Annotated in this window: 22 protein-coding genes and 1 tRNA gene; 13 read left to right on the forward strand and 10 right to left on the reverse strand. The window is 48.8% G+C overall.

Annotation, left to right across the window (positions count from 1 at the left end; translation table 11 throughout):
* Positions 1 to 65: 65 nt before the first annotated feature.
* The 6 genes from PSE6802_RS0110855 (at position 66) to groL (ending at position 7,264) form a co-directional block, all read left to right on the forward strand.
* Complete coding sequence (locus PSE6802_RS0110855; protein ID WP_019500091.1) at positions 66 to 503, forward strand: Hsp20/alpha crystallin family protein; 438 nt, start codon at positions 66 to 68, stop codon at positions 501 to 503.
* A gap of 121 nt (positions 504 to 624) precedes the next feature.
* Complete coding sequence (locus PSE6802_RS0110860; protein WP_019500092.1) at positions 625 to 1,251, forward strand: 7-carboxy-7-deazaguanine synthase QueE; 627 nt, start codon at positions 625 to 627, stop codon at positions 1,249 to 1,251.
* Positions 1,248 to 1,670 carry a 6-carboxytetrahydropterin synthase QueD gene (gene queD, locus PSE6802_RS0110865; protein WP_019500093.1) on the forward strand — a complete coding sequence of 141 codons (423 nt, stop codon included), beginning with the start codon at positions 1,248 to 1,250 and terminating at the stop codon, positions 1,668 to 1,670. The genes PSE6802_RS0110860 and queD overlap by 4 nt, the downstream gene beginning before the upstream one ends.
* A gap of 236 nt (positions 1,671 to 1,906) precedes the next feature.
* On the forward strand, positions 1,907 to 4,648 hold the full coding sequence (locus PSE6802_RS0110870) for a phycobilisome rod-core linker polypeptide (protein ID WP_019500094.1): 2,742 nt from the start codon (positions 1,907 to 1,909) through the stop codon (positions 4,646 to 4,648).
* A gap of 445 nt (positions 4,649 to 5,093) precedes the next feature.
* Positions 5,094 to 5,405 (forward strand): co-chaperone GroES, encoded by a 312-nt coding sequence (gene groES, locus PSE6802_RS0110875; protein ID WP_026103227.1) that lies wholly within the window; start codon positions 5,094 to 5,096, stop codon positions 5,403 to 5,405.
* Between the two features lie 197 nt (positions 5,406 to 5,602).
* Positions 5,603 to 7,264, forward strand: a complete 1,662-nt coding sequence (groL, locus tag PSE6802_RS0110880) for a chaperonin GroEL (RefSeq protein ID WP_019500096.1) — start codon at positions 5,603 to 5,605, stop codon at positions 7,262 to 7,264.
* Positions 7,265 to 7,399: 135 nt separating this feature from the next.
* Here groL and PSE6802_RS0110885 read toward each other — a convergent pair whose 3' ends face one another.
* Positions 7,400 to 8,077, reverse strand: coding sequence for a polysaccharide deacetylase family protein (locus tag PSE6802_RS0110885; protein ID WP_019500097.1), 678 nt, complete (start codon positions 8,075 to 8,077; stop codon positions 7,400 to 7,402).
* A 116-nt stretch (positions 8,078 to 8,193) separates the two neighbouring features.
* Between PSE6802_RS0110885 and PSE6802_RS0110890 the strand changes: the two genes are divergently transcribed.
* Complete coding sequence (locus PSE6802_RS0110890) at positions 8,194 to 8,748, forward strand: hypothetical protein (protein WP_019500098.1); 555 nt, start codon at positions 8,194 to 8,196, stop codon at positions 8,746 to 8,748.
* Between the two features lie 91 nt (positions 8,749 to 8,839).
* Here PSE6802_RS0110890 and PSE6802_RS28560 read toward each other — a convergent pair whose 3' ends face one another.
* Entirely contained in the window at positions 8,840 to 9,424 is a 585-nt protein-coding gene (locus PSE6802_RS28560; RefSeq protein WP_036945617.1) for a L,D-transpeptidase, read from the reverse strand.
* A 234-nt stretch (positions 9,425 to 9,658) separates the two neighbouring features.
* Here PSE6802_RS28560 and PSE6802_RS0110905 point away from each other — a divergent pair, with 234 nt between their 5' ends.
* Positions 9,659 to 10,609: a tetratricopeptide repeat protein gene (locus PSE6802_RS0110905; protein WP_019500101.1), complete on the forward strand. Its 951-nt coding sequence runs from the start codon at positions 9,659 to 9,661 to the stop codon at positions 10,607 to 10,609.
* Between the two features lie 244 nt (positions 10,610 to 10,853).
* Positions 10,854 to 11,945 carry a calcium/proton exchanger gene (gene cax, locus PSE6802_RS0110910; protein WP_019500102.1) on the forward strand — a complete coding sequence of 364 codons (1,092 nt, stop codon included), beginning with the start codon at positions 10,854 to 10,856 and terminating at the stop codon, positions 11,943 to 11,945.
* Between the two features lie 21 nt (positions 11,946 to 11,966).
* Here the strand turns inward: cax and PSE6802_RS0110915 are convergent, their stop codons facing one another.
* On the reverse strand, positions 11,967 to 12,710 hold the full coding sequence (locus tag PSE6802_RS0110915; RefSeq protein WP_019500103.1) for a GvpL/GvpF family gas vesicle protein: 744 nt from the start codon (positions 12,708 to 12,710) through the stop codon (positions 11,967 to 11,969).
* A gap of 201 nt (positions 12,711 to 12,911) precedes the next feature.
* Here PSE6802_RS0110915 and PSE6802_RS0110920 point away from each other — a divergent pair, with 201 nt between their 5' ends.
* Positions 12,912 to 13,850 carry a DMT family transporter gene (locus PSE6802_RS0110920; RefSeq protein ID WP_019500104.1) on the forward strand — a complete coding sequence of 313 codons (939 nt, stop codon included), beginning with the start codon at positions 12,912 to 12,914 and terminating at the stop codon, positions 13,848 to 13,850.
* A gap of 129 nt (positions 13,851 to 13,979) precedes the next feature.
* A tRNA-Asn gene (locus tag PSE6802_RS0110925) sits at positions 13,980 to 14,051 on the forward strand.
* 12 nt (positions 14,052 to 14,063) lie between these two features.
* On the opposite strand, the gene PSE6802_RS0110930 is transcribed toward PSE6802_RS0110925, so the two are convergent.
* On the reverse strand, positions 14,064 to 16,859 hold the full coding sequence (locus PSE6802_RS0110930) for an NACHT domain-containing protein (RefSeq protein ID WP_019500105.1): 2,796 nt from the start codon (positions 16,857 to 16,859) through the stop codon (positions 14,064 to 14,066).
* A 79-nt stretch (positions 16,860 to 16,938) separates the two neighbouring features.
* On the opposite strand from PSE6802_RS0110930, the gene PSE6802_RS0110935 reads away from it, so the two are divergent.
* Both PSE6802_RS0110935 and petJ read left to right on the forward strand, forming a co-directional pair.
* On the forward strand, positions 16,939 to 17,145 hold the full coding sequence (locus PSE6802_RS0110935) for a hypothetical protein (protein WP_019500106.1): 207 nt from the start codon (positions 16,939 to 16,941) through the stop codon (positions 17,143 to 17,145).
* Positions 17,142 to 17,492: a cytochrome c6 PetJ gene (gene petJ, locus PSE6802_RS0110940; RefSeq protein WP_019500107.1), complete on the forward strand. Its 351-nt coding sequence runs from the start codon at positions 17,142 to 17,144 to the stop codon at positions 17,490 to 17,492. Before PSE6802_RS0110935 ends, petJ begins: the two co-directional genes overlap by 4 nt.
* A 68-nt stretch (positions 17,493 to 17,560) precedes the next feature.
* Here petJ and PSE6802_RS0110945 read toward each other — a convergent pair whose 3' ends face one another.
* The 6 genes from PSE6802_RS0110945 to PSE6802_RS0110970 form a co-directional block, all read right to left on the reverse strand.
* The gene (locus PSE6802_RS0110945; RefSeq protein WP_019500108.1) at positions 17,561 to 18,286 is read right to left on the reverse strand and encodes a hypothetical protein; all 726 of its coding nucleotides are present in this window, start codon (positions 18,284 to 18,286) and stop codon (positions 17,561 to 17,563) included.
* Positions 18,264 to 18,401, reverse strand: a complete 138-nt coding sequence (locus PSE6802_RS34025) for a hypothetical protein (protein ID WP_019500109.1) — start codon at positions 18,399 to 18,401, stop codon at positions 18,264 to 18,266. Before PSE6802_RS34025 ends, PSE6802_RS0110945 begins: the two co-directional genes overlap by 23 nt.
* A 226-nt stretch (positions 18,402 to 18,627) precedes the next feature.
* Complete coding sequence (locus PSE6802_RS28565) at positions 18,628 to 20,706, reverse strand: CHAT domain-containing protein (protein ID WP_156815489.1); 2,079 nt, start codon at positions 20,704 to 20,706, stop codon at positions 18,628 to 18,630.
* Positions 20,707 to 20,792: 86 nt separating this feature from the next.
* A complete protein-coding gene (locus PSE6802_RS0110960; RefSeq protein WP_019498766.1) occupies positions 20,793 to 22,094 on the reverse strand; it encodes an NF041680 family putative transposase in 1,302 nt (433 codons plus the stop codon).
* 48 nt (positions 22,095 to 22,142) lie between these two features.
* Positions 22,143 to 23,306, reverse strand: coding sequence for a two-partner secretion domain-containing protein (locus PSE6802_RS0110965; RefSeq protein WP_019500111.1), 1,164 nt, complete (start codon positions 23,304 to 23,306; stop codon positions 22,143 to 22,145).
* Between the two features lie 145 nt (positions 23,307 to 23,451).
* Positions 23,452 to 24,243 carry a DUF928 domain-containing protein gene (locus PSE6802_RS0110970; RefSeq protein ID WP_019500112.1) on the reverse strand — a complete coding sequence of 264 codons (792 nt, stop codon included), beginning with the start codon at positions 24,241 to 24,243 and terminating at the stop codon, positions 23,452 to 23,454.
* Between the last annotated feature and the right edge of the window lie 2 nt (positions 24,244 to 24,245).

Below are 24,245 nucleotides of genomic sequence, written 5' to 3' on the forward strand. Positions count from 1 at the left end.
GCTTACAAATGAAGAGAAATCTTCAAGTTAAGTAAACCAAATCTTCCTTAATCAGGAGGTCAAGTATGTCGCTCATTCGTTGGGAACCGTTTAGGGAAATTGATAGCCTTCAGAGGGAAATGAACCGCTTGTTCGATACCATGCTTCCGACTACAGGTAGAGAACTGGGAACTTTTATCCCGCCGGTGGAATTAAAAGAAACTCCTGAAGCTTTCCAACTCAAGCTAGAGGTACCTGGCATCGAAGCCAAGGATCTAGACATTGAGGTAACAGCGGATAGCATATCCATTAGCGGCGAACGCAAATCCGAAACAGAAACAGAAGAAAAAGGATACAAGCGTACTGAGTTTCGCTACGGTCAATTCCGTCGGGTCATTCCTCTGACCGCACACGTTCAGAACGATAAGGTAGAAGCAGAATACAAAGATGGTATTCTCAACCTCAGCTTACCAAAAGCTGAACCGGAAAAGACAAAAGTCGTGAAGGTCAATGTAGCTAGCTAACCTGGATAGGGGCGGGATGTATAGGGTTGAGTATTTAGCACGGTAAGTGAAAAAATTTAATTGTGCTAGGATCTAGCCCCAGGAGGTCGATCGCTCTTATCCCGTCCCGCACCAATCGGCTATGCCATTTGCAGAATTAGAATTTCCCATCCACGAAACCTTTCAAAGTACCGTTCAAGGTGAAGGTTTCTGGGTGGGCTCGTTAGTTGATTTCATTCGTCTAGCTGGCTGTCCGGTTGGCTGCCCCTGGTGCGACACCGGGTACAGTGATGGTGGCAAACATACACCGAGAGAAATGCGATCGCTCTCGGAATTACTCAAAGAGATCGAATCCCCCCGAGTTGTAATTAGCGGCGGCGAACCATTTATCCACAGGCATCTGCCGGATCTGGTAAGGGCAATCTTAGATCTGGGCAAGCAAGTTAGCATCGAAACCTCTGGTGCATTTTGGCAAGACGTGGCACCGGAAACCTGGATTACACTTTCACCCAAACAACATGTCAATGCCAATTTCCCCGTGCAGGTAGCATTTTGGGAGCGAGCCAATGAAATCAAGTTGGTGATTAGTACGGGCAAGGAATTAGACTATTACCAGGATTACTTAAATATTGCGTCCGATCGCCCCATCTTTCTCCAACCGGAATGGCACGAGCGCGATCGCACCATTCCTATAATCGCGAACATGCTGCGCCAAAAACACTCCTACCGACTTTCACTTCAGACCCATAAGTATATAGGTGTGGCATGAGCGATCGCTGGATAATTGGTAAAGAATTTCGATTTGAAGCCGCCCACGAACTGCCCCACCATGACGGCAAATGCGCCCGCTTGCACGGGCATAGCTGGCGCGGCGTAGTTTATGTCAGCGGTACCATTCTTAATGATGGCGCAAAATCCGGCATGGTAATGGACTACGGCGACATTAAGCAATTCCTGCAACCACTGCTAGACGAATATTTAGACCATCATTTCCTTAATAAGACCACTGGACTCGAAAGTCCAACCAGCGAGGAAATAGCACGATGGATTTTCGAGCAACTAGAACAACGGGGCTTGCCTGGACTCGTAGCGGTCAAGATTGATGAAACTTGCACCTCAACCTGCTTGTACGCTCGTTCGGATCGCTTGCTATGGCAAATTCTGAGAGAAGACGCAGTAGTCTTTTAATTGTTCATAGACTACACTTTACAAAACTTATCTTCATAATTAAGTTTTTCTTGGCTGAAAAGGGTCGATTTTCTGGTCTGATAGATTAAGCAGCCTTTTATACTTGTGCGATATAGGTTGAATTATTGACGGCTTGCCCAGCAACTTGTCTGGTTGTTTGTGAAATTGTCATAATTCAAGCGAATGCCGCGCCTCATAAATTCATGTTTTTTATATATAAACGAAAAGGTAAATAAATGAGTGTTACAGCATCAAGCGGAGCCGTAAACGCCCGTCCTAAGTTATATCAAACAGCCGTAACGTCCGCAATCTCGCAGGTAGAGCAACAGGATCGGTTCCCTGGGCGTTCTGAGCTGGAAGACCTGAATGCCTACTTCCAGTCCGGCATAAAGCGTCTTGAGATTGCTGCGATCCTGACACAAAACTCTGACACTATTGTTTCTCGCGCTGCTGGCAGGATCTTTACAGGCGGCTCGGCCATGTCTTTCCTAGAAAAGCCCAAGCAGGCCGAACCCGTGCAATTAGGTCAAGATGGCCTGCCAGTCGATACCAAGCGCGGTATGTCGCTCGGCACGGTAACCTATGCGGAAGCAGGCGGAGGCTTCTTGGGTTCGATCAAGTCTTTCTTCAGTACTGTGGCTTCGGTCGATACTCCCCCCAATTTCCGCCCCATCAATATTGCTCGCTACGGACCGGAGCGCATGAAGAAGTCCATGCGGGACATAAGCTGGTTCTTACGCTATACCACCTACGCAATTGTGGCAGGCGATCCCAACATCCTCGCCATGAATACCAGGGGTTTGCGCGAAGTGATCGAAGCAGCTTGTTCTGCTGATGCCGTTGTAGTAGCGCTGCAGGAAATGAAGCAGGTCGCGATCGGCTACGTCAGGAACGATGCAGAAGCAGTAGCGATCGTTTCGCAGTACCTGGATGTGGCGATCGCTGAATTCAAAGCAGCCACCCCATCACCCAAAGTACGTCAGCGCAGTTCCACCGATTTGCAAGGTATGTCACTGCCTCAAATCTATTTCAATACCGCCGAGCGCCGCCAGAAATTTGTGATGAAGCCCGGTCTATCAGCCCTTGAGAAGAATGAGGCAGTCAAGGCGGCTTACCGCCAAATCTTCGAGCGCGATATTACCCGTGCTTACAGCCTTGGCATCTCTGAGCTAGAGTCCAAGGTGAAAAATAACGAAATCTCCATGCGCGAGTTCGTGCGGCGCTTGGGTAACTCGCCCCTGTATCGCGATCAGTTCTTCCTGCCGTTTGTCAACTCCCGCGCTTTAGAGCTGGCGTTTAAGCATTTTCTCGGGCGATCGCCAGAAAGCCGCGAAGAAGTGCGAAAATACTTTGCGATCGTTTCTGAGGGTGGCTTATCAGCTTTAGTTGATGCTCTGGTTAACTCCACCGAGTACAGCGACTACTTTGGCGAAGAAACCGTCCCCTATCAGCGCGGCTTGGGTCAAGAAGCGCAAACTTGCCGTAACTGGGGCGCGCAGTTCGATCTCTATAGATATTCTGCCCCATTCCGCAAAACACCTCAATTCATTACCCTATTTGCTTCCTACGAACACCCATTGCCGGATCAACACGTCTATGGTTCGGGCAACGATCCGTTGGAAATTCAATTTGGTGCCATTTTCCCCAAAGAAACTAGAAACCCCACTGCCACCCCCGCTCCATTTGGCAAGGATACACACCGTATTTTGATTCGCAATGGTCCTGGCATTCAAAATGAACTGGGCAATCCGAAGGCATCTGGCGAGGCTCCTGGTACGTTAGGTCCCAAGGTATTCAAGCTCGATCAATTACCAGCCTTTAAAGGCAGAAAATATGACAAGAATGTCAGTATCAAGTTTGCGGAAACCTCTACTCAAGCTGTAATTAAGGCAATTTATCTCCAGGCGATCGGGTTCGTTCCCTATGCCGGACAGCGGCTAACTGTGGAAGAGATCAGGCTGGAAAACGGCGATATCACCGTACGCGAATTCGTGCGTCGGTTGGCGAAGTCGAGTACGTTCCGCGATCGCTACTGGACGAAACTATACGTCTGTAAGGCAATCGAGTACATTCACCGCCGCCTCCTGGGTCGCCCCACCTACGGTCGCGATGAAATGAATGCCTACTTTGACATCTCTGCCAAGAAGGGCTTCTACGCTCTGGTTGATGCCATTCTCGATACCAAAGAATACGAACAAGCCTTTGGTGAAGATACAGTGCCCTACGAACGCTATCTCACTCCATCTGGGGTAGCGCTGCGCACCCGTGCGGCTTCGATCGCTTATAAGGGCAAGGGTTCCTCCAGTCAACCAGCTAAAGGCACACCTCGGTTTATTGAGTTGGGTCAAGTGTCAGAAATACGCTCTGAAGTTGCTATCCAAAGCCGGATCAAGCAAGGTGTCAGTGACAAGCGGGTACAAACCAAGGTCTTCAAGCTAACCAATCTCGATCCTGTAACAGTGCAGAATTTGGCACGTGCCGCCTATCGTCAGGTATTCGAGCGCGACATGGATGCCTACGTTGCAGACGACCAGTTTAGTGTCTTTGTGACTAAGCTGGCTAATGGTGATATTTCCGTCAAGGAATTTATCCTGGCTTTAGGTACCTCCGATCTGTACATCAAGGAGTTCTATACGCCATTCCCCAACACTAAGGTGATCGAGCTTGGCACCAAGCACTTCCTCGGACGTGCTCCCCTAGATCAAGCCGAGATTCGCAAATACAACATAACCTTGGCAAACAAAGGTGTTAAAGCCTTTGTCTCCGAGCTGGTCAATAGTCGCGAATACCTTGATGCTTTTGGTGAGGATGTGGTGCCGTACAACCGCTATGAAGCCTTCCCGGCAGCCAACTACCCCAATACCATGGAACTGTACAACCGCCTTACCAAGCAAGACAAGTCGCTCGTCGTGCCTAGCTTTAAACCAGTAAGATCTAAAGCGGTGGGCACCTATATTGGTAGCATCAGCGTTGATTAGAACAGCACGGTTCCTAAGTCCTAAAGTGATTTAGCATCGCTATAGCGGTTTTCAGATGAAAACGAGAAGGGGGTTTGGGGGCGTTGCCCCCAAGAAGGGGTGGAACCCCTTCACCCCATAAACTAACCCCTTTCTCAATTGCAAAGCGCTATAGCGCTACGAAGTCCTGTTAGGGAGAGGTGAAGCGGTTCCCACGCTCTTGCGCAGCTCTCACACCTTCCTCTAAAACCAGGTGGCTTGGGGCTGTATGTTTAGAGGGCACATCGTAAGATGTGCCCTCTTTTTAGTTTTTCCTCGATCGCAGGTACGGGAACCCGAATCGCTTGGGTGCAAAATTTGCAGTATATTAGCACTCGATACAGGTAGAGTGCTAAGTCGCGTAACGCAGTAGTTGCACGCGCGCAAAGCCATTACAAAGTCTCAAAATTTCAGGGAGGTCTATACTGTGGCATCGTTAACGCTGCAAGGAAGTAAGCTGCAACCATTGGGCGATCGCCTGCTGGTTAAAGTAGTTGCCAAAGAAGAGAAAACTGCTGGTGGCATTTTCTTGCCAGATACTGCAAAGGAAAAATCACAGGTGGGTGAGGTTGCGGCTGTTGGCCCCGGAGCGCTCAGCGATAAGGGCGATCGCGTGGCCTTGGAAGTAAAAGTAGGCGATCGGGTGATGTACTCCAAGTATGCGGGTACCGAACTCAAGGTTGACAATGTCGATTACCTGCTCCTCAGTGAAAAAGATATCCTGGCGATTGTGGAATAGAGACTCGTTTAGTTAGCTACTCCTAGTTATAGCCGACAGATCTGTTATGACAGGGGGTGTGGGGGCGCAGCCCCCACGCAGGGGTGAAACTCCTGCACCCCGTCCTAAGCCTACTGGCTATAGCTATAACTAACCTCAGGAGCTAGCAATCAATGACAGCAAACTAAAGAACTAATAACCAAATTCAAAGAAATATCATGGCTAAAAAAGTTGTATTTGATGAAGAGTCCAGACGCGCCCTCGAACGAGGCGTTAACTCCCTGGCTGATGCTGTGCGAGTCACGCTCGGGCCTAAGGGTCGTAATGTCGTGCTTGAGAAAAAGTACGGCGCTCCCCAAATTGTCAACGACGGCGTCACGATCGCCAAGGAAATTGAGTTAGAAGATCCTCTGGAAAATACTGGCGCTCAACTAATCCGCGAAGTAGCCGCCAAGACCAACGATGTTGCAGGTGACGGTACTACAAGCGCTACAGTTTTAGCCCAGGCAATAATTCGCGAAGGTTTGCGCAACGTTGCGGCTGGTACTAACCCTATAAATATTCGCCGTGGCATGGAGAAAGTGGTAGCTAGCTTGGTAGAGAAAATTGCCAGCCATGCTAAACCCGTTGAAGGTGATGCGATCGCTCAAGTAGCAACCATCTCTGCTGGTAACGACACTGAAGTGGGGGACATGGTTGCCCATGCCATGGATAAGGTGAGCAAAGATGGCGTGATCACGGTTGAAGAGTCTAAATCCCTAGCTACAGAACTTGAAGTTGTAGAAGGCATGCAATTCGATCGCGGCTACATTTCGCCCTACTTCGTCACCGATTCAGAGCGCATGGTGACCGAGTTCGAAAATGCCAAATTGCTGATCACTGACAAGAAAATTAACGTGATCCAGGAACTCATTCCTGTTTTGGAAAAGGTAGCGCGCAGCGGTTCGCCCCTGGTTGTAATTGCCGAGGATGTCGAAGGGGAAGCCCTGGCAACCCTGGTAGTCAATAAGCTCAGAGGTTCGCTGAACATTGCTGCAATTAAGGCTCCTGGATTTGGCGATCGCCGCAAAGCCATGCTACAGGATATTGCCGTCCTCACTGGCGGCCAAATGATCTCCGAGGAAATGGGGCTGAATCTAGAAACTGCGACTCTGGATATGTTAGGGACAGCGCGTAAGGTCACGATTACTAAAGACAAGACCACAATTGTGGCTGACTCTGGTAACAAGAGCGATATTGACAAGCGCATCGCTCAGATTCGTCGCGAACTAGAGGAAACCGATTCTGAGTACGACACCGAAAAACTGCAAGAGCGTTTAGCTCGCCTAGCCGGTGGCGTAGCCGTGATTAAAGTTGGTGCCGCGACCGAAACCGAACTCAAAGATCGCAAGCTCCGCATTGAAGACGCGCTCAATGCTACCCGTGCAGCGGTTGAAGAAGGCATCGTACCCGGTGGTGGGGCTACCCTGGTTCATTTAGTTAAATACGTCCGGGAGCTAAAAGCCAGTCTTACTGATGAGGAAGCAGTGGGGGCAGACATTATTGCATCGGCTTTAGAAGCTCCCCTGCGTCAGATTGCTGACAACGCCGGTTTAGAAGGCACCGTCATTGTAGAGAATGTTAAGGAAAGAGACTTTAACATCGGCTTTGACGCGCTCAAGTCTGAATACGTTGATATGATTGCCAGCGGCATCATCGACCCTGCTAAGGTCGTCCGCTCGGCCATTCAAAACGCTGCTTCTGTAGCAGGTATGGTGCTGACTACCGAAGCTTTGGTAGTTGATAAGCCTGAGAAGAAGTCTGCCGCTGGCGATCCTGGCATGGGCGGCATGGGTGGCATGGGCGGTATGGGTGGCATGGGCGGCATGGGCATGATGTAATACCAAATCCGCACGAATTGTCCCTCTATATTGCCTGGCGACTAGAAGTCGCGGCTATACAAATAAAGTCTGCGTAGGCAGACTGCGAGCAAAGGGGTAACAGATCGAGGTTTAGTATCGCCTAAATTATTGACACTATGGGGATGCATGACATCCCCATAGTGTTTTTATAGTGACAAATTTGTAATCGCGTTCCAGCAATCGCGGCACGAGTTGTGCAGTGGTCTCTGCCACATCCTGACCGCCATGCATGCCATCGTGTAAAACAATAATCGAGCCATTTTGCACCTGCCGCATGACTCGTTGCACCACAGTCCTGACCCCTGGTCTCGTCCAGTCCTCGGGTACTACGCTCCACATTACGGGGCGATATTGCCACTGATGTAATAGTTTCAGCGTTTTTGGTGTAAATACACCGTTGGGGGGTCTGACATCTCGTATTTGTGTGGAGTCAAGATCGCAGGCTCTGGCGATCGCTATCCGAGTTTTTGTTAAGTTTTGTTGCAATATTTCGGGTTGTAATAGCGGGAAATTGCTGTGATCGTATCCGTGCAATCCCAGCCAATGCCCTTGCTGGGAAACGGATCTAGCTACTTCTGGGGCGCGATCGACGCATGCACCTAACCAAAAAAAGTTACCCACTATACCATATTTTTCTAATACCTGAAGCAAAGCAGGCGTATGACTGGGATGTGGGCCATCGTCGAAGGTCAGAGCGATCGCCTTACTATTGCGATCGCCCGACCAAAGGCAATTAGGAAATAACGGCTGTAAAACGCGGTATATCAAGGGGTAGAGCGGCGCAAACTGCATTAATATTGCCCAATTGCTGCTAATTATCGCTTCGGAGCGGGATTATGGTAATCTTTATAGTAAGTGCTTAAATACCAACACAACTGGTGTAAGTAGATATTGAGGAGTTAAGCAAGATGATTAAAAGATTTACACTATCAATTTTAGCTAGCATCGCTGCTCTAGCAGCCGCGCCAGCTTTCGCTGCCCCCGAACCCGAGTATATCGACAGCAGCTCAATGCAGGTAATCGAAAAAATTGACGGTAACATTGTTACCTTCAAAGATAGCCAGGGGACATCCAGAGATTATTATGTACCCACCTGGATGTTTAGTAAATACGATCTTAAAGTTGGTACCTCTGCCACTCTTTACAACAAAAATGTCATCCAAGGTATCTATAGCGGGGGCGCTGTTGAGGTGACTAAACCTGGCGTACCCGAAACACCAGATGTTTTTGCCGTTCACGATACCCGCAAGTGGTGCACGTCCATAGAAAGCCCTGCCAGCGTCGGCCTTAAGTCCGGTTCGCGGGTTTGGTACAAGCCCGAGTGCTGCCTGTCTACGATTCCTGTAGTCGGTGCGATGTCCTTCTATGTGAAGAAGGAAATTGTAGTTGAGAAATCGGAGCCACCTGTCATTCCTCCCGCACCCGCCGCGCCCGCGCCCGCACCCGTACCTCGTACCTGGTAATTGCAGGCTGCGTTTGGCTAATCGCATTAATTCAATCTCTAAAGATATCCCCAGGGAAGCTAGTTAAAAGTTTCCTTGGGGATATTTGCAATCAATGCTCGACCAGTACCTCAGTACCTTCTGCGACCATGTCGTACATGGCGCGGATATCGGCATTGCGCATCCTGATGCAGCCGTGAGACACAGCTTGCCCGATTACCGACTCATTGGGCGTACCGTGAAATGCGGCGTAGTTGCGCCCATCGGTATAAAAGTCGATCGCCCGTTCCCCCATCGGATTATTACGACCTGGTGGAATCACATCCCCCGTCCAAGGATTTTTCCAGGCAGGATTTTTTTCCATGCGCAGGATTTTAAACTTGCCCCTGGGGGTTTCCCAACCTGCTCTACCCACCGCTACTGGATAGCTTACCTTCACCTCATCACCTTGGTAGACGTAGACCCGTCGCTCGCCCAAGCGGACTACCAACCGAGTATCCGCTGCTGCTAGCATGGCGCTAGCATCGAGTGGGGGCAATTCTGGTTTAAAAGTAGATGGCTCTGGTAATAAAGCGACGCTACTCGACGGTGTTTTTGCCCCTGTGTTAGCGCTACTGGGAAGTTGTGTGGAACAGAGTGCTGCAGATACAGCTAGGCAAATCAAAGTAGATCGCCTCAGCGAAGATTTCCCTGTCATTGCTAGAATATTCCATTAAATTTTTAACCTTGCAGATCTAGGGTAGCATTAAGAATTCTAGGAAAATGCATATCGCCAGACCCAAATTTGGTTGTTTGTCTAATTTCATTAAGCTATTATTTGGGGCACGCTATCCTAATATTAGGGGTCGGTAACGATCGCTCCCAAAAAGCACTATCCTTGGCTACTTGCTTTAGACTGTATTTGATTCTGGACTATTGCCCAAGCAGGACTATGATTTTAGATAAATTAACCAAAGTTGTGGGGATTAATATTGTGCGACATCGCTCTTACTTCGCTGCTATTTTAGTTGCCCTAGGCTGTGGCGTGGCACCTGTGGGTGTTGCGGCAGTCAATGCCCAAGCTCTAGTACCCCATGCCATAAAATTGAATTTTGGCAATTTAGAGGAACAGGGTATAGCTCTGGCTAGAGATGCCGCGCAACTGGCGCAATTCGAGCAATACGATCTCGCACTCCCCCGCGCTCGCTTGGCCGTACAACTAGCGCCCCAAGCCTATCAAACCCAAGCTGTCCTGGGCAGTCTGTATCTGCGTAAAGAGGACTATGCCAAAGCGATCGCTTCTCTAAGTACGGCGCATAACCTCAAGAAAGATAACCCCGCAATTTTGTTTAGCCTCGGCTCTGCCCATCTCCGCAAGGGTGACTATCCTAAGGCTATTGAAAAGATCAAGCAAGGTTTGGTAATTGCCCCCAAAGAACCAACTGCAATCTTCGATCTAGGAAATGCCTATTACATGTCTAAACGCTACGATGAAGCAGTGGTCGAGTTTGCGCGCGTTTACGAAATAGAGAAAAAATTCTGGGCAGCCACCAACAATATTGGTCTGGTGGAATACGAACGCGGCAATCCCGATAAAGCTGTTAAACAATGGGAAAAGGCGATCGAACAGGCTGCTGTTGCTGAAGATAAAGCCGCCGAACCCAAACTCGCTCTTGCGGTCGCTTTTTACACCAAAGGCGATCGCGACAAAGGTATAAAAGCAGCCATAGAGGCACTCAAGATCGATCCTCGCTATGGCAAAGAAGATTTTCTCAAGGAAAATCTCTGGCAAGATAAACTGATGGCCGATACCCGAAGCATGTTTCAGAATCCAGCCCTCAAGGATTCTTTGAACCAGAGCGAGCTTTCGACAAAGCGCGCGCCAACCAGGCAATCGCCGTAGGTATGTTTTTTTAGCGTTCAGCTTTCAGTTGTTTGAAAATCAGAACTTATGCAACTCAGATCCTCCCTCCCCCTTTAAAGGGGGCTTTATTTAGAATTCCCGCCTTTTGAAGGGGGCTAAGGGGGATCGATCTTACTCTCAGCACGCAAATGTGAAGTCCTGCAAAACATACTGATGCCCGCTGTATGGCTGGTGTTTTATTGCGAAGAATAGCTGTCAGATCGAGGCATCAATTTTAGAGTTTATGAATATCAAAAATCTTATTTCCTACGGTTTGCTTGTTTTCGTCCCCATCTCGATCGCCGCTCACTTCCTGGGCTGGGGTTCTTTAATAGTATTCATGACTTCGGCATTGGCAATTGTGCCCTTAGCGAGTTGGCTCAGCACGGCAACGGAGGAAATAGCTGTAGTACTGGGGCCGTCCTGGGGCGGTTTGCTGAACGCCACGTTTGGTAATGCCACAGAACTAATTATTGCTATAGTCGCGCTAAATGCCGGACTGGTCAGCGTGGTGAAAGCCAGCATTACGGGGTCGATTATTGGCAACTTGCTGCTGGTGATGGGGTTGTCGATGTTCCTGGGCGGTCTGTACTATAAGGAGCAAGAATTTCAACCGCTATTTGCCAGAGTGAACGCCTCGATTATGAACCTGGCAGTGGTGTCGATTTTGCTGCCGACGGCTGTGAATTTTACGTCAAGCGGGATTCCTGAATCGACTTTGCAAAGCTTGTCTGTAGCCGTTGCAGTCGTGTTAATTCTGGTATATGTCTCGACTTTGTTCTTTTCTATGAAGACGCACAGCTATCTCTATGACGTGGGCGTAGCGGAAATTTCTGAGGCTGAAGGCACGTGCGAACATCCCGAACAGAAGGTCAATCTATGGTTATGGGTAGGGGTGCTCCTGGTGGTGACGGTTCTGGTGGCGATCGAGTCCGAACTATTAGTAGATACGCTTGAGGAAGCAACTTCGCGCTTGGGGCTAACCGCGTTATTTACGGGCGTAATTCTCTTGCCGATTATCGGTAATGCTGCCGAACATACCACTGCTGTGACCGTAGCGATGAAAAACAAGATGGAGTTATCCGTATCCGTCGCCGTCGGCTCCAGCATGCAAATCGCTCTATTTGTGGGGCCAGTCTTAGTCTTAGCGGGATGGCTGATGGGACAGCCGATGGATCTGAATTTCAATCCATTTGAACTGGTGGCGGTGGCAGTGGCGGTATTGATTGCCAACTCGATTAGTTCTGATGGGCGATCGAACTGGCTGGAGGGTATGTTACTGCTCGCCACCTACGTTATTTTGGGTTTAGCTTTTTACTTCCATCCAGTTGCATGAGCAACAACTAAAGTTCAAGAGCTACTCATCCATCTTGACGAAATTAAATGGGGCGGTAAAGTTGTTGTAACGGATGCGCAGGCGGTTGTCGAACTTGGCATCGAGAGCGTCGATCGCTTTGGCAAATTCCGGTTCGCGCTCCCAGTCTATTAGGAAGGCGGCATTGTAGAGCATGTTGGCGGTTAGTAGCTCTCCCTCTACGTATTCGTGGCTGAGGGGTTGCAGGACGCTGAGAAAGGAGTCGATCGTTTCTTGCTTATGGTCTTCCAGGGCTTCTTCTAGTTCTCTACCAATGGAGATCGCCTCGTCCATACTGAGCATCTTTCCTGCCATTGCTTCGCGCTTTTCCTTGAGATCGGCATTGGCTTCCAAAACGAGATTTAATTCCTTAAGTTCGTCCCAGAATAATTTGATGCCGACTTCGCGCTTGCCAATTAGCTTCTGGAGCAAAGCTTGCAACTTATCTTGATGTCCGGCAATTAGATCGCGATCGACCTGTTCCCAGTCTTCTACTACCAGGCCAAACTGTAAGGGCAGGGGGACGGCTTTCTTGACACCTACGGCTTCCATCACTGCTTCGATCGCTTTTTCATGGGCGAGCAGGTTAGCGCGGCTGGCGAGGTAGCGTTCCTGTTGGGCTTCGCTGTAGAACACGACAAAAGGTGATAGCACTTTAGACTCTATGGGCTGACTATCTATCCCCTTTGTGGCGATCGCTGGAGGTAGATCCTTTTCATGCAGGATGGCATAGAGATATAAGCCCATTAAACTCACCCAAATTAGTTTCAGTACAAGATTAGATTAGCATTGGTATTTGTTTAATGTGCTGGTAGGACGTTAACCTTATATTTGCGATCGCGGCTTATCGTAAATTTTATCTGGCGGCTGGAAGTCGCGGCTCAACAAACAAAGTCTGCTTGCGCGGACTTTGGGAAAAGGCAAATTCAACTATGAGGGAAAGTTATAATGCCATTGCATCGTAGTTCTGGACGATGGCAGCTTGGTTTGGTGCTGGCACTTTTAACCGTTGTTCTCTGGGGAGTGCTGGCTGTTGCCCTCAAAATAATCCTGGGTGTCCTGGATGCCTATACGCTTACCTGGTTTCGCTTTCTGGTTTCTTTTATCCTTCTGGGAGCGTATTTGACCGCTACGCGGCAATTGCCTAACCTCAAGCAATTAAAGGCGGCATTGGGTTTGCTGGCGATCGCTACGCTCGGTCTGGCAAGCAACTACATCTTATTTGTCTCGGGGTTGAACTTGACCACGCCGAATAATTCGCAGGTGTTGATCCAACTGGCGGGACTGATGTTTGGCGTGGGATCGCTGGTGGTGTTTAGGGAGCGCTACACCAAACTGCAATGGGTGGGGGTGGGCGTGATGGTGACGGGTTTGTCGATGTTTTTTAACGAGCAGTTGAAAATTTTACTGACGGCTGCTTCGGCTACCTATTTAATGGGGAGTGCGTTGCTGGTGGTGGCGGCGATTACCTGGGCAATCTATGCGATCGCCCAGAAGCAGCTTTTGCAACACCTGTCTTCTGCGGCAATTATGCTGTGCATTTATGGCAGTTCGGTATTGTTGTTTAGCCCGATGGCAACCCCCGCTAAAATTCTGGCGGTAGCGGTCAATCCTTGGCAAATGGGGCTACTGGCATTTTGTGCGCTCAACACGTTGCTTGCCTACGGCGCGTTTGCGGAGTCTCTGGAGCATTGGGAAGCTTCGCGGGTGAGTGCGGTGTTGAGCCTGACACCTTTGGTAACTTTATGCTCGACCTCAATTTTGCCGCTACTCTGGCACAATTCTCCGCTTGTCGATCCGCTCACCCCCCTGGGTTGGCTCGGTGCGGTATTTGTCGTGACGGGTTCCCTAACGGTTTCGCTGGGTGGCAGGCATAAGAGTCGGTAGGATCGCGATGGAGTTTGGGGGAGGCACGAGGCGCTGCCCCTACAAGCTGGCAATTCCCATCGCATTGCCAAAAAATATTTTGTAATAATTACCGCCCATTGGTGTATCATCAGAAAAGTCTGAAATTAATCCTCAGTAGCTCAGTGGTAGAGCGATCGACTGTTAATCGATTGGTCGCAAGTTCGAATCTTGCCTGGGGAGTTGCTTCTAGCCTTATATTCCTAACTGCCTCTTTAGCTCTTCAGGCACATTTTTGGCTGTCTCAAGTCCCCGCGCATCTTCCCAATTTGTCTCTCTTTCCGAAATATCATCATTACCCCAACTAATATTTTCTAGGTCTGCGCCACTGAGGTCTGCGCCACGGAGGTCTGCGCCACGGAGGTCTGCGCCACGGAGGTCTGCGCCACGGAGGTCTGCGCCACTGAGGTCTGCGCCAATGAGGTCTGCGCCAATGAGGTCTGCGCCAATGAGGTCTGCGCCACTGAGGTCTGCGCCACTGAGGAATTTACCGACTGTCTCACCAAATGCTTTCCTCCCAATGCAATAGCTGTAGCCGATAATTTTTAACAAGCGATCTGCCTCAAACCCCTCTTTACTGTTCTCTCCACAGGGATAAAAAGCAATTTTATCTTTCAGTTCGTCTTTATCTTTGGCATAGCGATTCAACTCCAAAAGTAAGATCGTGACATTCAAGCCTGTAAAAATATCTACCTGTCGCAAGCCCAACGATCCATCTCGATCTTTAAGTTGTTCCTTCAATAACCGCATTTTCTTTTGCGGTAGATTCTCATCGGGTGGTGCGTCTATAAATTCTCCATTGCACCAGCGCAGATAAAATCCCTCTAGTCGCTTGAAAAGGCTAACAGGAGCAAAATCATCACTTTTTATTAATAATGCCATCAGATATTCCACGATCTCTGGAGTCAAATCACCATAACCCAATAGATCGTAAATCTGCGAATCCATATCCTTCGTATCCAGGTTAAATTCTTTGCCCTTTCTACCTGGAACTGTCCATTCTTCAATACTCTCTTTTAATCGTTCCGCGCATAAAAACTCACCAAAGCTCTTGTGAACGAATTCTACCGAGCCTTCTTTACCACTCGCGGGTTGCAAATAAAATGTTGCCAAAGCATTCTTGATGGCATCATCTCCTTGCTTTTTGCGAGCATCTTCAAGTTTCGTTCCTGCCTCTGTATCTTTCAGTCGCTCTGCAATTGTAGCTATTGGTGCAGATTCACCACCTGCCTGCACCACGCACAACCCTGCCTCCATCAAAATTCGTCTGAGGGTTGCAGTCTCCATATCAGTGATTTCTTTGTTGACATCTTGCCCAGATGGATCGCAGCGTTGTTTGGTTAATATCCAATCAATAGCTTTTTCGTAGATGAGGACTTTGGCATTAACTGCGCTGATCCCTGCAAATGTCTCGGTTGCGATCTCGCCATCTCGATGCATACCTGCAAGCAGGTATATTAATAGCGGTTCTCTAGCTAATTCTTTGACTCGTTCGGGACAATTATCACTTTCTAAGAAAGACTGAAATGCAGATGCCGTGCGTTCTCCCTCCAGCACTGCCCACTTACCTAACCAACGATGTTGAAGGTCTGCATCCATTGGTTGTATCTCTACTCGCTCGAAGTTTTGGGGTAGCAAGCGCTCAATACCGTGTAAAGCTAGTTGTCTCCCGGTAACCAGGAAGCGATGCTGCATGTCCTTGCTCTGAGCGCACTCACGCTGAAACGCTCCTGCCTGCTTGAGAAATTGCTCTAAGCCACCACTGGTTCTACCCTCCATCAATAGTTCATCAAAGCCATCCAGCAAAAATAAGAAGCGCGTATTGCGATCGGTCAGCCAGCCATCATCATTCTTCGCAAAATCTGCTGACACAGCTTCTCGTAACGTGTTTTCAAAGCTCTGTTGCAGGTTCGGGATATCTCGCAGGCGAATCAAAATAGGAGTCCAGAGGGGATGCAAATTTTCTCGCACCCAATTGGCAAATATTTTGCAAAACGCACTTTTCCCTCGCCCTGGCCCTCCCTGAATAAACATCACTCGATCCGATCTCTGTACGTCCAAAAGTAACTCTTCAGCCCAATTCGCTAGATCGAAGGGGCTTTGCTCGATTTCGTTGCCACTATTATCTTCAACACTTCTGACCAGATTGCCATTCTTATCTACCTTCAATGCCTTCATCGGCACGTAGATATCCTGGAGCGCAAATTTACCATCAATGACCTTCCACCTGTTCTGAAGTATGGCGGTAGTAGGATGGGGCGATATATATTCGGTCAGATAATCCTCAAGGCTCTGCTGGTTTTCCAGCATTTCCTTACCGCCATTGCGATATAGCTCGGCCAGCGGTTTAATGGCATCGCCTTTACTTACCTCTGCCAAAACCTGATTGACATACCAATGCGCATTCCATGCCACTCTTTCTGCCAGACTTTTTGCCCTATCGACATAAATGCCTGCTTTCTGAATATTTTCCGTCAGGTACTCGTTAAATTTGGTTGCCAGTTTTGATTCATGAAAGCAGGTGATTGCTTTTTGAGCTTCCCCCTCACTAAGCTCGATCGCCTCCAATTGCTTACCAACTTTCACCTGGCTCAGCCTTTCGTATAATTCTTTCTGCTCAGGAGCTTTTATGATGGTGGCATAGCTTTTCCAGTAAGCTATCATGCTGACGATTACAACACTATCAGCGAGCGTTGGTTCTTCTTTTGTTTTTTCGGCATAGAATTTCGTCAGAGCGATCGCTATATTCGCAAATGGCACCAATCCACCTAGCAATTTAGCTTCCGGCGAAGTCAATATTTCCAGCAGGGAAGCCGTATTTTCTTGCTCTAGGAAAGGTTTCAACCACTCTACCTTTTTACCTTCTTCATCTACAGTCCCCGCAAGCTCAATTAGCTCTTTCCCAGTGTCTAAGCCCTTTTCTGTTACTTCTGCTGGCTTTACAAGTTCCCGTATGTCAGTTGTCAAAAACTGCCAAAGTTTTGTTACCATCCCAGTTCGATCCTAATTCCCAGTTATTTTTAGCTACACTAGCAATACGATCAGCCTACAGAATTAATCCTATCGCTTTATGCCTGAAGTTATTGAGATCCCCATCGAACTAACCCAGTTCCAGCTACCCCAAGCAGTTCAAGCACGACTTCAATCCTTGCTAGATTACCAAGATGCGGGCAATGTCCTGTCCTCAGCAGAACGTCAGGAAGCAGAAGGACTGGTCGAGTTATCAGAATTCCTGTCCTTACTGCATCTGCGCGCTCAACGAGTTACCAATCCATGATAAAGACGATCGCCAGACTACTTTCTATCCTATTCCTCACCATAGCCGCGCTAAATCTAACCTGCACTTCGCCCGCGATCGCGGCAGATTTGGCTCGTGGTGCTGAGATATTCAACGCCAATTGCGCTGGCTGTCACGCCAACGGTGGCAATATCGTGCGGCGCAATAAGACACTCAAACTTAAAGCGCTCTCAAAATTTGGAATGGATTCTGTCGCCGCGATCGCCGAAATCGTTGCCAAGGGCAAAAACAACATGTCAGCCTACAAAGAACGCCTGAGCGATCGGGAGATCGAAGACGTGGCTACCTATGTCCTGACCCAAGCCGAATCTGGCTGGCGAAATTAATTGGGTTACTAGAGAGAGGTGAGAGTCAGGAGGGCGATCGCTTTGGACTTATCCTATCAGTGTTGCAATTACTTCATCGAAGCGAGCGACAGCGTGTAGACACCCATCTGATTGGGCACTCTATCCCAGCGATCTTCAATCTTGCCCTTAGATAAACTCTTGGTCACGCGATCCTTGGCGATTTTCAGTTGATTCCCTGACAAGGAACCGTATAGTGTATCGACCACGCTGTCAGCGCTCACGGGTTTGCCCTTATTAGACTCCAGGACTGAGCCGATCGCATCGAGCATGGTGAGACTGCCATAGGGAGCTTTCATAGTGAGTTTGCCGTTTCTACCACCTTTCCCCTTTGGCACTGCTGCCACAGCTTTTGCTGCTACCTTGGTTGCTTTTCCCTTCGGAGGAGCGACAGAAATAATCTCAGCCCGTTTTGACTTAGCTGGTGCTTTGGTAATCGCTGCTGCTGCCGCCTTAGGAGCTTTAGTTAAGGCTTGAGGAGCAGCTTTTGCTGGTTTCGGAGCTTTTGCAGGCTTAGCTGGCGCTGGTTCCACCGATTCCGGCACCTTGACTGCTGTTGCTTTTGGCTGTGCGGGCACGCTAACCGTCTCCAAAGCGAAGCTTTTTGGAGTTACGGGAACGCTTTGGAGCAGGGCATCGATATGCTTCAGTTGCGAACGCGCATTGGAGGCCAAGCTTTCGTATTCTGCTGCCAGATTATTATAGTGAACGCGCAATGTATCCAGCGCAAAACTTGCAGCTTTGGAGGAGAGACTAGGTAAAGTTCCAGATTTCATAGACATAATCCATAGAAGTAACAACAAAAATTTTGCGAGCTAGCACGTGGAATAATCCCTGTTGACCTGTAAGCATCTTCATACCTAAGTGTCGCAGAGACAAAGCGCCAAACATAGTTCTGTCTCCTTCTGCTTGAAGGAGAGATGCTTACTGCTCAGAAAAAAGGGGATCGAAGGCTTCCACGTAACATGAGTTGATCCGAAGAGTTTGAGAAAAATCCAGTTTTTTGTACTTTACTCCGATCGGTATAGCAGAGATTCTATCACGAAGAAACTCTAAATCAATAGATTTTCAGTTTTTGTGAGAAGGAAAGATCGCAAAGAGGCGAATCCCCTAAACATCAGAGTCCATTCCCAATCATAATGAATGGTGCCCAGTAGTAAGGATGATCTAAATATTCAGTCACGGTCACTGGCAATCGGTCGGCTATATTTTTAGCAATCCGCTCGCCTTCAGTGCCAAGCACGCCATAGTTACCTGTAATTAGAGCGATTTGGGCTTGACGCAACGCTTCTGCTTTTGTCATATTCGGTCGCTTCAGTATTGTATAAAAAATATCCATTAATGCTTGGGTGCCGCCATCATCCACTGCCCATAGAGAAGCGATCGCTGCTCTTGCTCCTCCTTGCTGCATCAGATAGCCAAAGCCCAAAATTTCTTCTCCGTTGCCTAAGGTTTCGCCCTGGGCGGTATCGCAGGCACTAAGAACGACCAGATCGACATTCTTGAGCGACCAGTTGCGCACATCGGCAAGGGTGAGGCGCTCGCCATTGCCAAACAAAATGAACGAATCCTCGGGTTTACCTGGCATAAATACGGCGTGGGTTGCCATGTGAACCAGTGAGTGATTGCGCAATTGCCGTTGTGTAGATTCTGGACTGAAATCCGCATCCAGTAGCTGCACGCTATCAGGAATGATTTGGGTTAGAGCCTCTACTTCACGCCGTGCGAAGGGCAGTCCAGAGAAACTAAAGGGGCGATCGCCTATCTTGAAACTCAAGCGTTGCGTCGCCGCACCCGCCAGGATGCTACGGCTTGTGGGAGTCTGTAAACTAAAGTCTTGCAGGCTCGCTGCCGTAATATTATTGATGCGATATTTTTGAACCAGCCATTCCCTGCCATTATGGAGTGCTGCTAGTGGCACATAACGCAGTTGACCATAGGGGGCATATAAGATGGTCTTGGCGTTGACTCTGTCCAGCTCGTCAGCGATCGGCTGGATTAACCAGTTGTAGAGTTTTTGCCCCGATCTTTTAGCATCGATTGAGGGATCGTAAACAGTCTCTAAGGCATTGCGGAATTCCTTAATCGCTTGACTCAGTTCTGCCCGGCTCACCCTGGCGGTGCGCCGAATTGGTTCGGCATCGGACGTAACTAAAATCAACTCCAGGCGATCGTCCTGAATGAGGGGGTACAATAGCACGGCATTGCGATCCTGAGCGCGCAGGTCAGATTGCAGCTTTTTGAGGGATGCTTCGCTTACAGCTTTAGCTAAACTCGCTACGTTGGGACTGTTAATGAACTGCTTGAATTCCTTGCTATCTTCTATCTGTTGCGCTTGCAGTTTATTAATTCGCTCTACCTGCTCGGCACTGCGTTGACTTTCTGGTGTGCGACGCAGTGCATTCAACTCAGTCTGAATTTGCGCCGATCGCTCTTCCATCTGGTTGTACTTAACGTAAAGCTGCTGCTGTTCTGCCGTCAAACTGGCGATTGTTTCCGTTCCCACCTTTGGTGCCGTGACATTACCCAAATATCCGTCCAGTTCTTTGACAATTGCCAAGTCCAGAGTTTGTCTGGCCTCCAGGATCCTGCCTTCACGTAAAAGCAGATCGACCGCACTACTAAGTGAAGCCGTCCCCGTCAGCGAGTTGGGGTTGGAAACGCTAGACAAACTGGAAAGGTTACTCAGTCCCGCCTGAATTGCTACTTCTGAAGCTGTTTTGAGATCGACACCGGGATTGGGCGACGCTGCTGCTGTGGTGGTACTGTTTTGAGGTTGGCTGGGGTTCTGAGGATTGCCACCGTTTTGATGTGAGGTTTCACTCCCATTACCAGTAGGGGACGGATTCAGAGACACGCCGCTATCATTTCCGCTTTTAACATCTGTTTTAACAACATCAGCCGCACGACTGTCCACTGCGAGGATATTGCGGTGGTCTCTAATGTTGGCTTGAATGCTTTCCAGTGATGGGTTCGGATCGAATCTTACTGCTTGCCTGGGATCTACTCGAAAGGCGATCGCGCTGAAGAAATTACTGGCTCTGTCGTTGAGGTTCAGAGCAAATAGCTGGCTATTATCAAAAAAGGCATCCGCCAGGATATTACCATCACTTCTGAGAATGGTAGCGCCGCCGCTTTGAATTGGTTGTTGGGGGTTGTTGAGTGCCAGGATATCTATTCCCTGCGCCCCTTCCAACAACTGGAGTTTAGACTAAAAGGCAACAAGAAGCATCTCGCTAGATAGAAACTAGCGAGAGAGAGGATAAAAGGGAAGAAGTTGAGCTAAGCAGTTGCAGCGGAAGCTTTTTTGAGGGGCTTGGCATAGCGTTTTTTGACAGTAGGATAACGAATCCGTTGGGTTCGTTTTTTCCCAAGAGGCCAACCTGGAGACTTACCGCGAGGTTTAGGGTCAGGGGAAGGAGAGCCAATCCTGACCAAAACTAAAGCAAAAGCATTTGCAACTCGACCAGGAGACAATTTAGTCATCGGTTTCTGCCAAGGCAGAGGAGAGTCTTGGACAAGTTCACGAGCGAGCCACAATTGCCAAGTAAGTAAAGGCATCAAGTCCGACCAAGTCTCCATCTGAGCAGGGGTAGAAAGCTGAGGGATTGTCCAATGGAGACGTTGACGCACCAAGCGATACCAATGCTCAATGGCAAATCTGCGCAGATATTTTTGCCATACCTCACTCAAGATTGGCTCGTCTTTAGCGACCCAAATCAACCACAGGGGTTTCGATTCAGGCATATCAAGACGTTCGACCAGAATGAGTGTAAAGGGATGGTCTGCGGCTTGCTTTAAGTGCAGGTTTGGCCATCGACGAATTTGCAATCGTCCCAGTTTAGGCTCTGCAATTGTGATGTCTGCTTGGGGAATAGACCAAGTGTCAGAGTCTTTGAGGCTAAATTTCTCTCCATGCTTATGGGGTCGCCCATGCCCCTCGTAATCCTTTGGGGCATGATACAGAACCCGGTTGGGGCGTAGCCTGAGCAGCTTGATACACGGGATGTCTGCTGTTTGCTGCAAAAATGGTGCGCACCCATACTCGCCATCCCCCAGGAAAAGCACAGTCCCAGGAATTTCCGCACAAACCAAGCGTAACTGACTAGCGGCTTTCTGAATCGGGTTCTCGAAACTGGTGATCCGCTCATGCCGCAACGGTAAGGCAAAACTCCCTTCTGACTCTGGAATCCAGGCAATTGTGCTGTATCCTTGCCCCACCGTAACAGGTTTGCTTCCTACTCCCGGTTGAGGTTGATGTTCGTAGGTGCGTTCTTGTAATGTCACCGCATAGGGACGCGACCAGGCTGTATGGTCGCCCGCCAATATCGTCACCTCTGCTGCCGGCATTTGCTGTATGTATTGCTTCATCAAGTCTTCACGTGGAGGATGACTATCTTGCAGTGCTTCATAGATACTCGACCACTCCCTCCGAAATAATGGGCTTAACGAAAGTTCCACAAACGATGAAACACTCCGACTCGTCAGTACCGCATCCATCAAGTCGAACAGCGCATCTCTCCCGTTCCCTATAATTTCGTACGTGTACTTGCGAAATTGCTCAAGTTTATCCAAACTAATCATGATGAAGCTGTTGATTTTATAGTCTTTTCAGCTTCCATCATCAAGCGGTCAGTCTGCAATGGCTGGCTGCTTTTTACCACTTTTTAGTCTAAACTCCAGCAACAAGAGAGTGCCGCCCGCTCTAACTACAGCAGGTGCATTCAAGCTATCTCTTACATTTACGTTTTGTCCTGCCTTCAGAGTTAAATTATTCTGCACTTGTACGTTTGGCACGAGCAAATTGATATTACCCTGCGCGATCGCCTGGGCATTCCCTGTTGTCAAAGATTTAATCGCGACATCACCGGGGTTAACTCTGACCCTACCTGTAGTTTCAAATTGCCCCGTGGGAGAAAGAATCGTCGCCAGCCCCGTACTGGCAGAATTAGGTATTAACTGCAGCGAACCATTGGGATTCAATACCACCTGTCCCGCCTCCGACACGTTCGAGTTGCCTGTCAGCAGGCTAGCTAACTGCGGCAGTTCTGTAATATTGCCCGTCCATTGTCGTCCCAATGTCCCAGAGCCTATAGTGAAACCCGTCACCAAACCCGGCGATCGCAAAACTACGGTATTATTCCCAGCGATCGCCCCCAGATCGACGGAGCCATTGGGAGCAGTCAAACTGCCAGTGCTAACTACGCTACCAGCCATGAGGCTGATATTTTCTCCCGATCTCACAGACAAGTTGCCCTGGTTGATAATTGCAGCCGGTCGCTCGACCGCAAACTGCATGTTAATCGGGTCTGTATTTGGGAATGTAGAATTGCGAGGATCGCTGGAAAAGATTTCTCCGCCAGAAAAACCAATATTTGGTGCGGTGGTCGCATAAAACGATTTACCCACATCGAGACTGGCATTAGGACCAAACACGATGCCGTTGGGATTGATCAAGAAGAAATTAGCATTGGGGAAATCGCGACTGCTTTGAATTCTACCAAGGATTGCGGAAGGACTGTCCCCTGAAACCCGATTAATAATATTGCGAATGCTCAACCCATCAACGCGGGAATTTCCCACACCAAACGTCACGCCTGATTCCGGAACGTTGAATCTTTCAAAACTATGAAAGAGATTATTGCCCCTAACCGTACCTCTCCCATTGGGGACAACCAGTCTCCCATCGATCGCCAACGAGCTAGTACTACCATCGGTCTTGATGTTCTGAGCTTGAGCGGCGGACTCAATCCCTAAAACTATCGAGCATAAAACTAGCAACCAACAGAAACGCATATTAATTCCACCCGTAAATTTTTTTCAGATCTCTACCCAATATCTAGCAAAAAGCTCCTCAAACCTAAGATCTGTAATAGGGAGGAGCAGTAAATGTGAAATAATTTTAATTTCGGCAAAGTCTTATTTCAGAATCGAGCGAGGCTTAGCGAGGCAAGACGTTAGACTTGGTTTTACTAGCGACAATTTGCTCTAGCGAATAGCTAATACTTGCTTCTTTGGGTAACTCTCTAGGCTCTTTGGCTTTTTCGACCTTAGCTAAACCAGAAATGAGGTCTAACATGGCAGGTTTCAAGCTGGGGCTGCGATCGTAGTTGAGGGCAATATCCAGCGCGTCGTACCACAATCCTGCCTCAGCATAGAGATTAATTTTCTGAGATGGAGCATTAACATTCGCAAGTTTTTGCTGCAAGCTAGCAGACAGCTCGGTTAGCTGAATTGGATTGCGAATCCAGCGATTTTTAGAATTACTCTGCAGGTCGCATGTCAGAACCACCTGCCAAGCATAGGTTTTGCCCTTGACCAACCCCGCTTTATCTTTAGGCAATTTAAACGAATTAATTCCTCCAGAATTAACTAATTTCTCCTGCACTAGCGGTTCGGCCTTAAAGCTATTTTGCTGCGGATCGTACTCGTATAGTGAAAACTGCACGGGTACGGGCGTTGCATCGTAGGCGTACCAGGCGAACGTTGGATGGCTAGATGCGGTTTTGCCCATATAGCTGACAGGTGCGAGAGCAATCATCCCTGTATAATCGCGCGTGGCATTAGCACTGAGAGTGCTGCAAGGTGCCCTGCGACCAGCCGTACTTCCCCTAGTGCGTGGGGGAACCTGATCGGAAGGGGGGATATAGGCAGCTAGAGCAACCGCAGGCATCATCAGGGCAAGACAGGATGCCATTCCGGCTGCGATTCGATTGCTGAGGTACTTAAACATAT

The organism is Pseudanabaena sp. PCC 6802 (assembly GCF_000332175.1).
Taxonomy (GTDB): domain Bacteria; phylum Cyanobacteriota; class Cyanobacteriia; order Pseudanabaenales; family Pseudanabaenaceae; genus PCC-6802.

Coding starts and splice junctions, on each gene's coding strand:
- PSE6802_RS0110855 (WP_019500091.1), top strand. CDS start 66: ATGTCGCTCATTCGTTGGGAACCGTTTAGGGAAATTGATAGCCTTCAG.
- PSE6802_RS0110860 (WP_019500092.1), top strand. CDS start 625: ATGCCATTTGCAGAATTAGAATTTCCCATCCACGAAACCTTTCAAAGT.
- queD (WP_019500093.1), top strand. CDS start 1,248: ATGAGCGATCGCTGGATAATTGGTAAAGAATTTCGATTTGAAGCCGCC.
- PSE6802_RS0110870 (WP_019500094.1), top strand. CDS start 1,907: ATGAGTGTTACAGCATCAAGCGGAGCCGTAAACGCCCGTCCTAAGTTA.
- groL (WP_019500096.1), top strand. CDS start 5,603: ATGGCTAAAAAAGTTGTATTTGATGAAGAGTCCAGACGCGCCCTCGAA.
- PSE6802_RS0110885 (WP_019500097.1), bottom strand. CDS start 8,077: ATGCAGTTTGCGCCGCTCTACCCCTTGATATACCGCGTTTTACAGCCG.
- PSE6802_RS0110890 (WP_019500098.1), top strand. CDS start 8,194: ATGATTAAAAGATTTACACTATCAATTTTAGCTAGCATCGCTGCTCTA.
- PSE6802_RS28560 (WP_036945617.1), bottom strand. CDS start 9,424: ATGACAGGGAAATCTTCGCTGAGGCGATCTACTTTGATTTGCCTAGCT.
- PSE6802_RS0110905 (WP_019500101.1), top strand. CDS start 9,659: ATGATTTTAGATAAATTAACCAAAGTTGTGGGGATTAATATTGTGCGA.
- cax (WP_019500102.1), top strand. CDS start 10,854: ATGAATATCAAAAATCTTATTTCCTACGGTTTGCTTGTTTTCGTCCCC.
- PSE6802_RS0110915 (WP_019500103.1), bottom strand. CDS start 12,710: ATGGGCTTATATCTCTATGCCATCCTGCATGAAAAGGATCTACCTCCA.
- PSE6802_RS0110920 (WP_019500104.1), top strand. CDS start 12,912: ATGCCATTGCATCGTAGTTCTGGACGATGGCAGCTTGGTTTGGTGCTG.
- PSE6802_RS0110930 (WP_019500105.1), bottom strand. CDS start 16,859: ATGGTAACAAAACTTTGGCAGTTTTTGACAACTGACATACGGGAACTT.
- PSE6802_RS0110935 (WP_019500106.1), top strand. CDS start 16,939: ATGCCTGAAGTTATTGAGATCCCCATCGAACTAACCCAGTTCCAGCTA.
- petJ (WP_019500107.1), top strand. CDS start 17,142: ATGATAAAGACGATCGCCAGACTACTTTCTATCCTATTCCTCACCATA.
- PSE6802_RS0110945 (WP_019500108.1), bottom strand. CDS start 18,286: ATGAAATCTGGAACTTTACCTAGTCTCTCCTCCAAAGCTGCAAGTTTT.
- PSE6802_RS34025 (WP_019500109.1), bottom strand. CDS start 18,401: ATGTTTGGCGCTTTGTCTCTGCGACACTTAGGTATGAAGATGCTTACA.
- PSE6802_RS0110960 (WP_019498766.1), bottom strand. CDS start 22,094: ATGATTAGTTTGGATAAACTTGAGCAATTTCGCAAGTACACGTACGAA.
- PSE6802_RS0110965 (WP_019500111.1), bottom strand. CDS start 23,306: ATGCGTTTCTGTTGGTTGCTAGTTTTATGCTCGATAGTTTTAGGGATT.
- PSE6802_RS0110970 (WP_019500112.1), bottom strand. CDS start 24,243: ATGTTTAAGTACCTCAGCAATCGAATCGCAGCCGGAATGGCATCCTGT.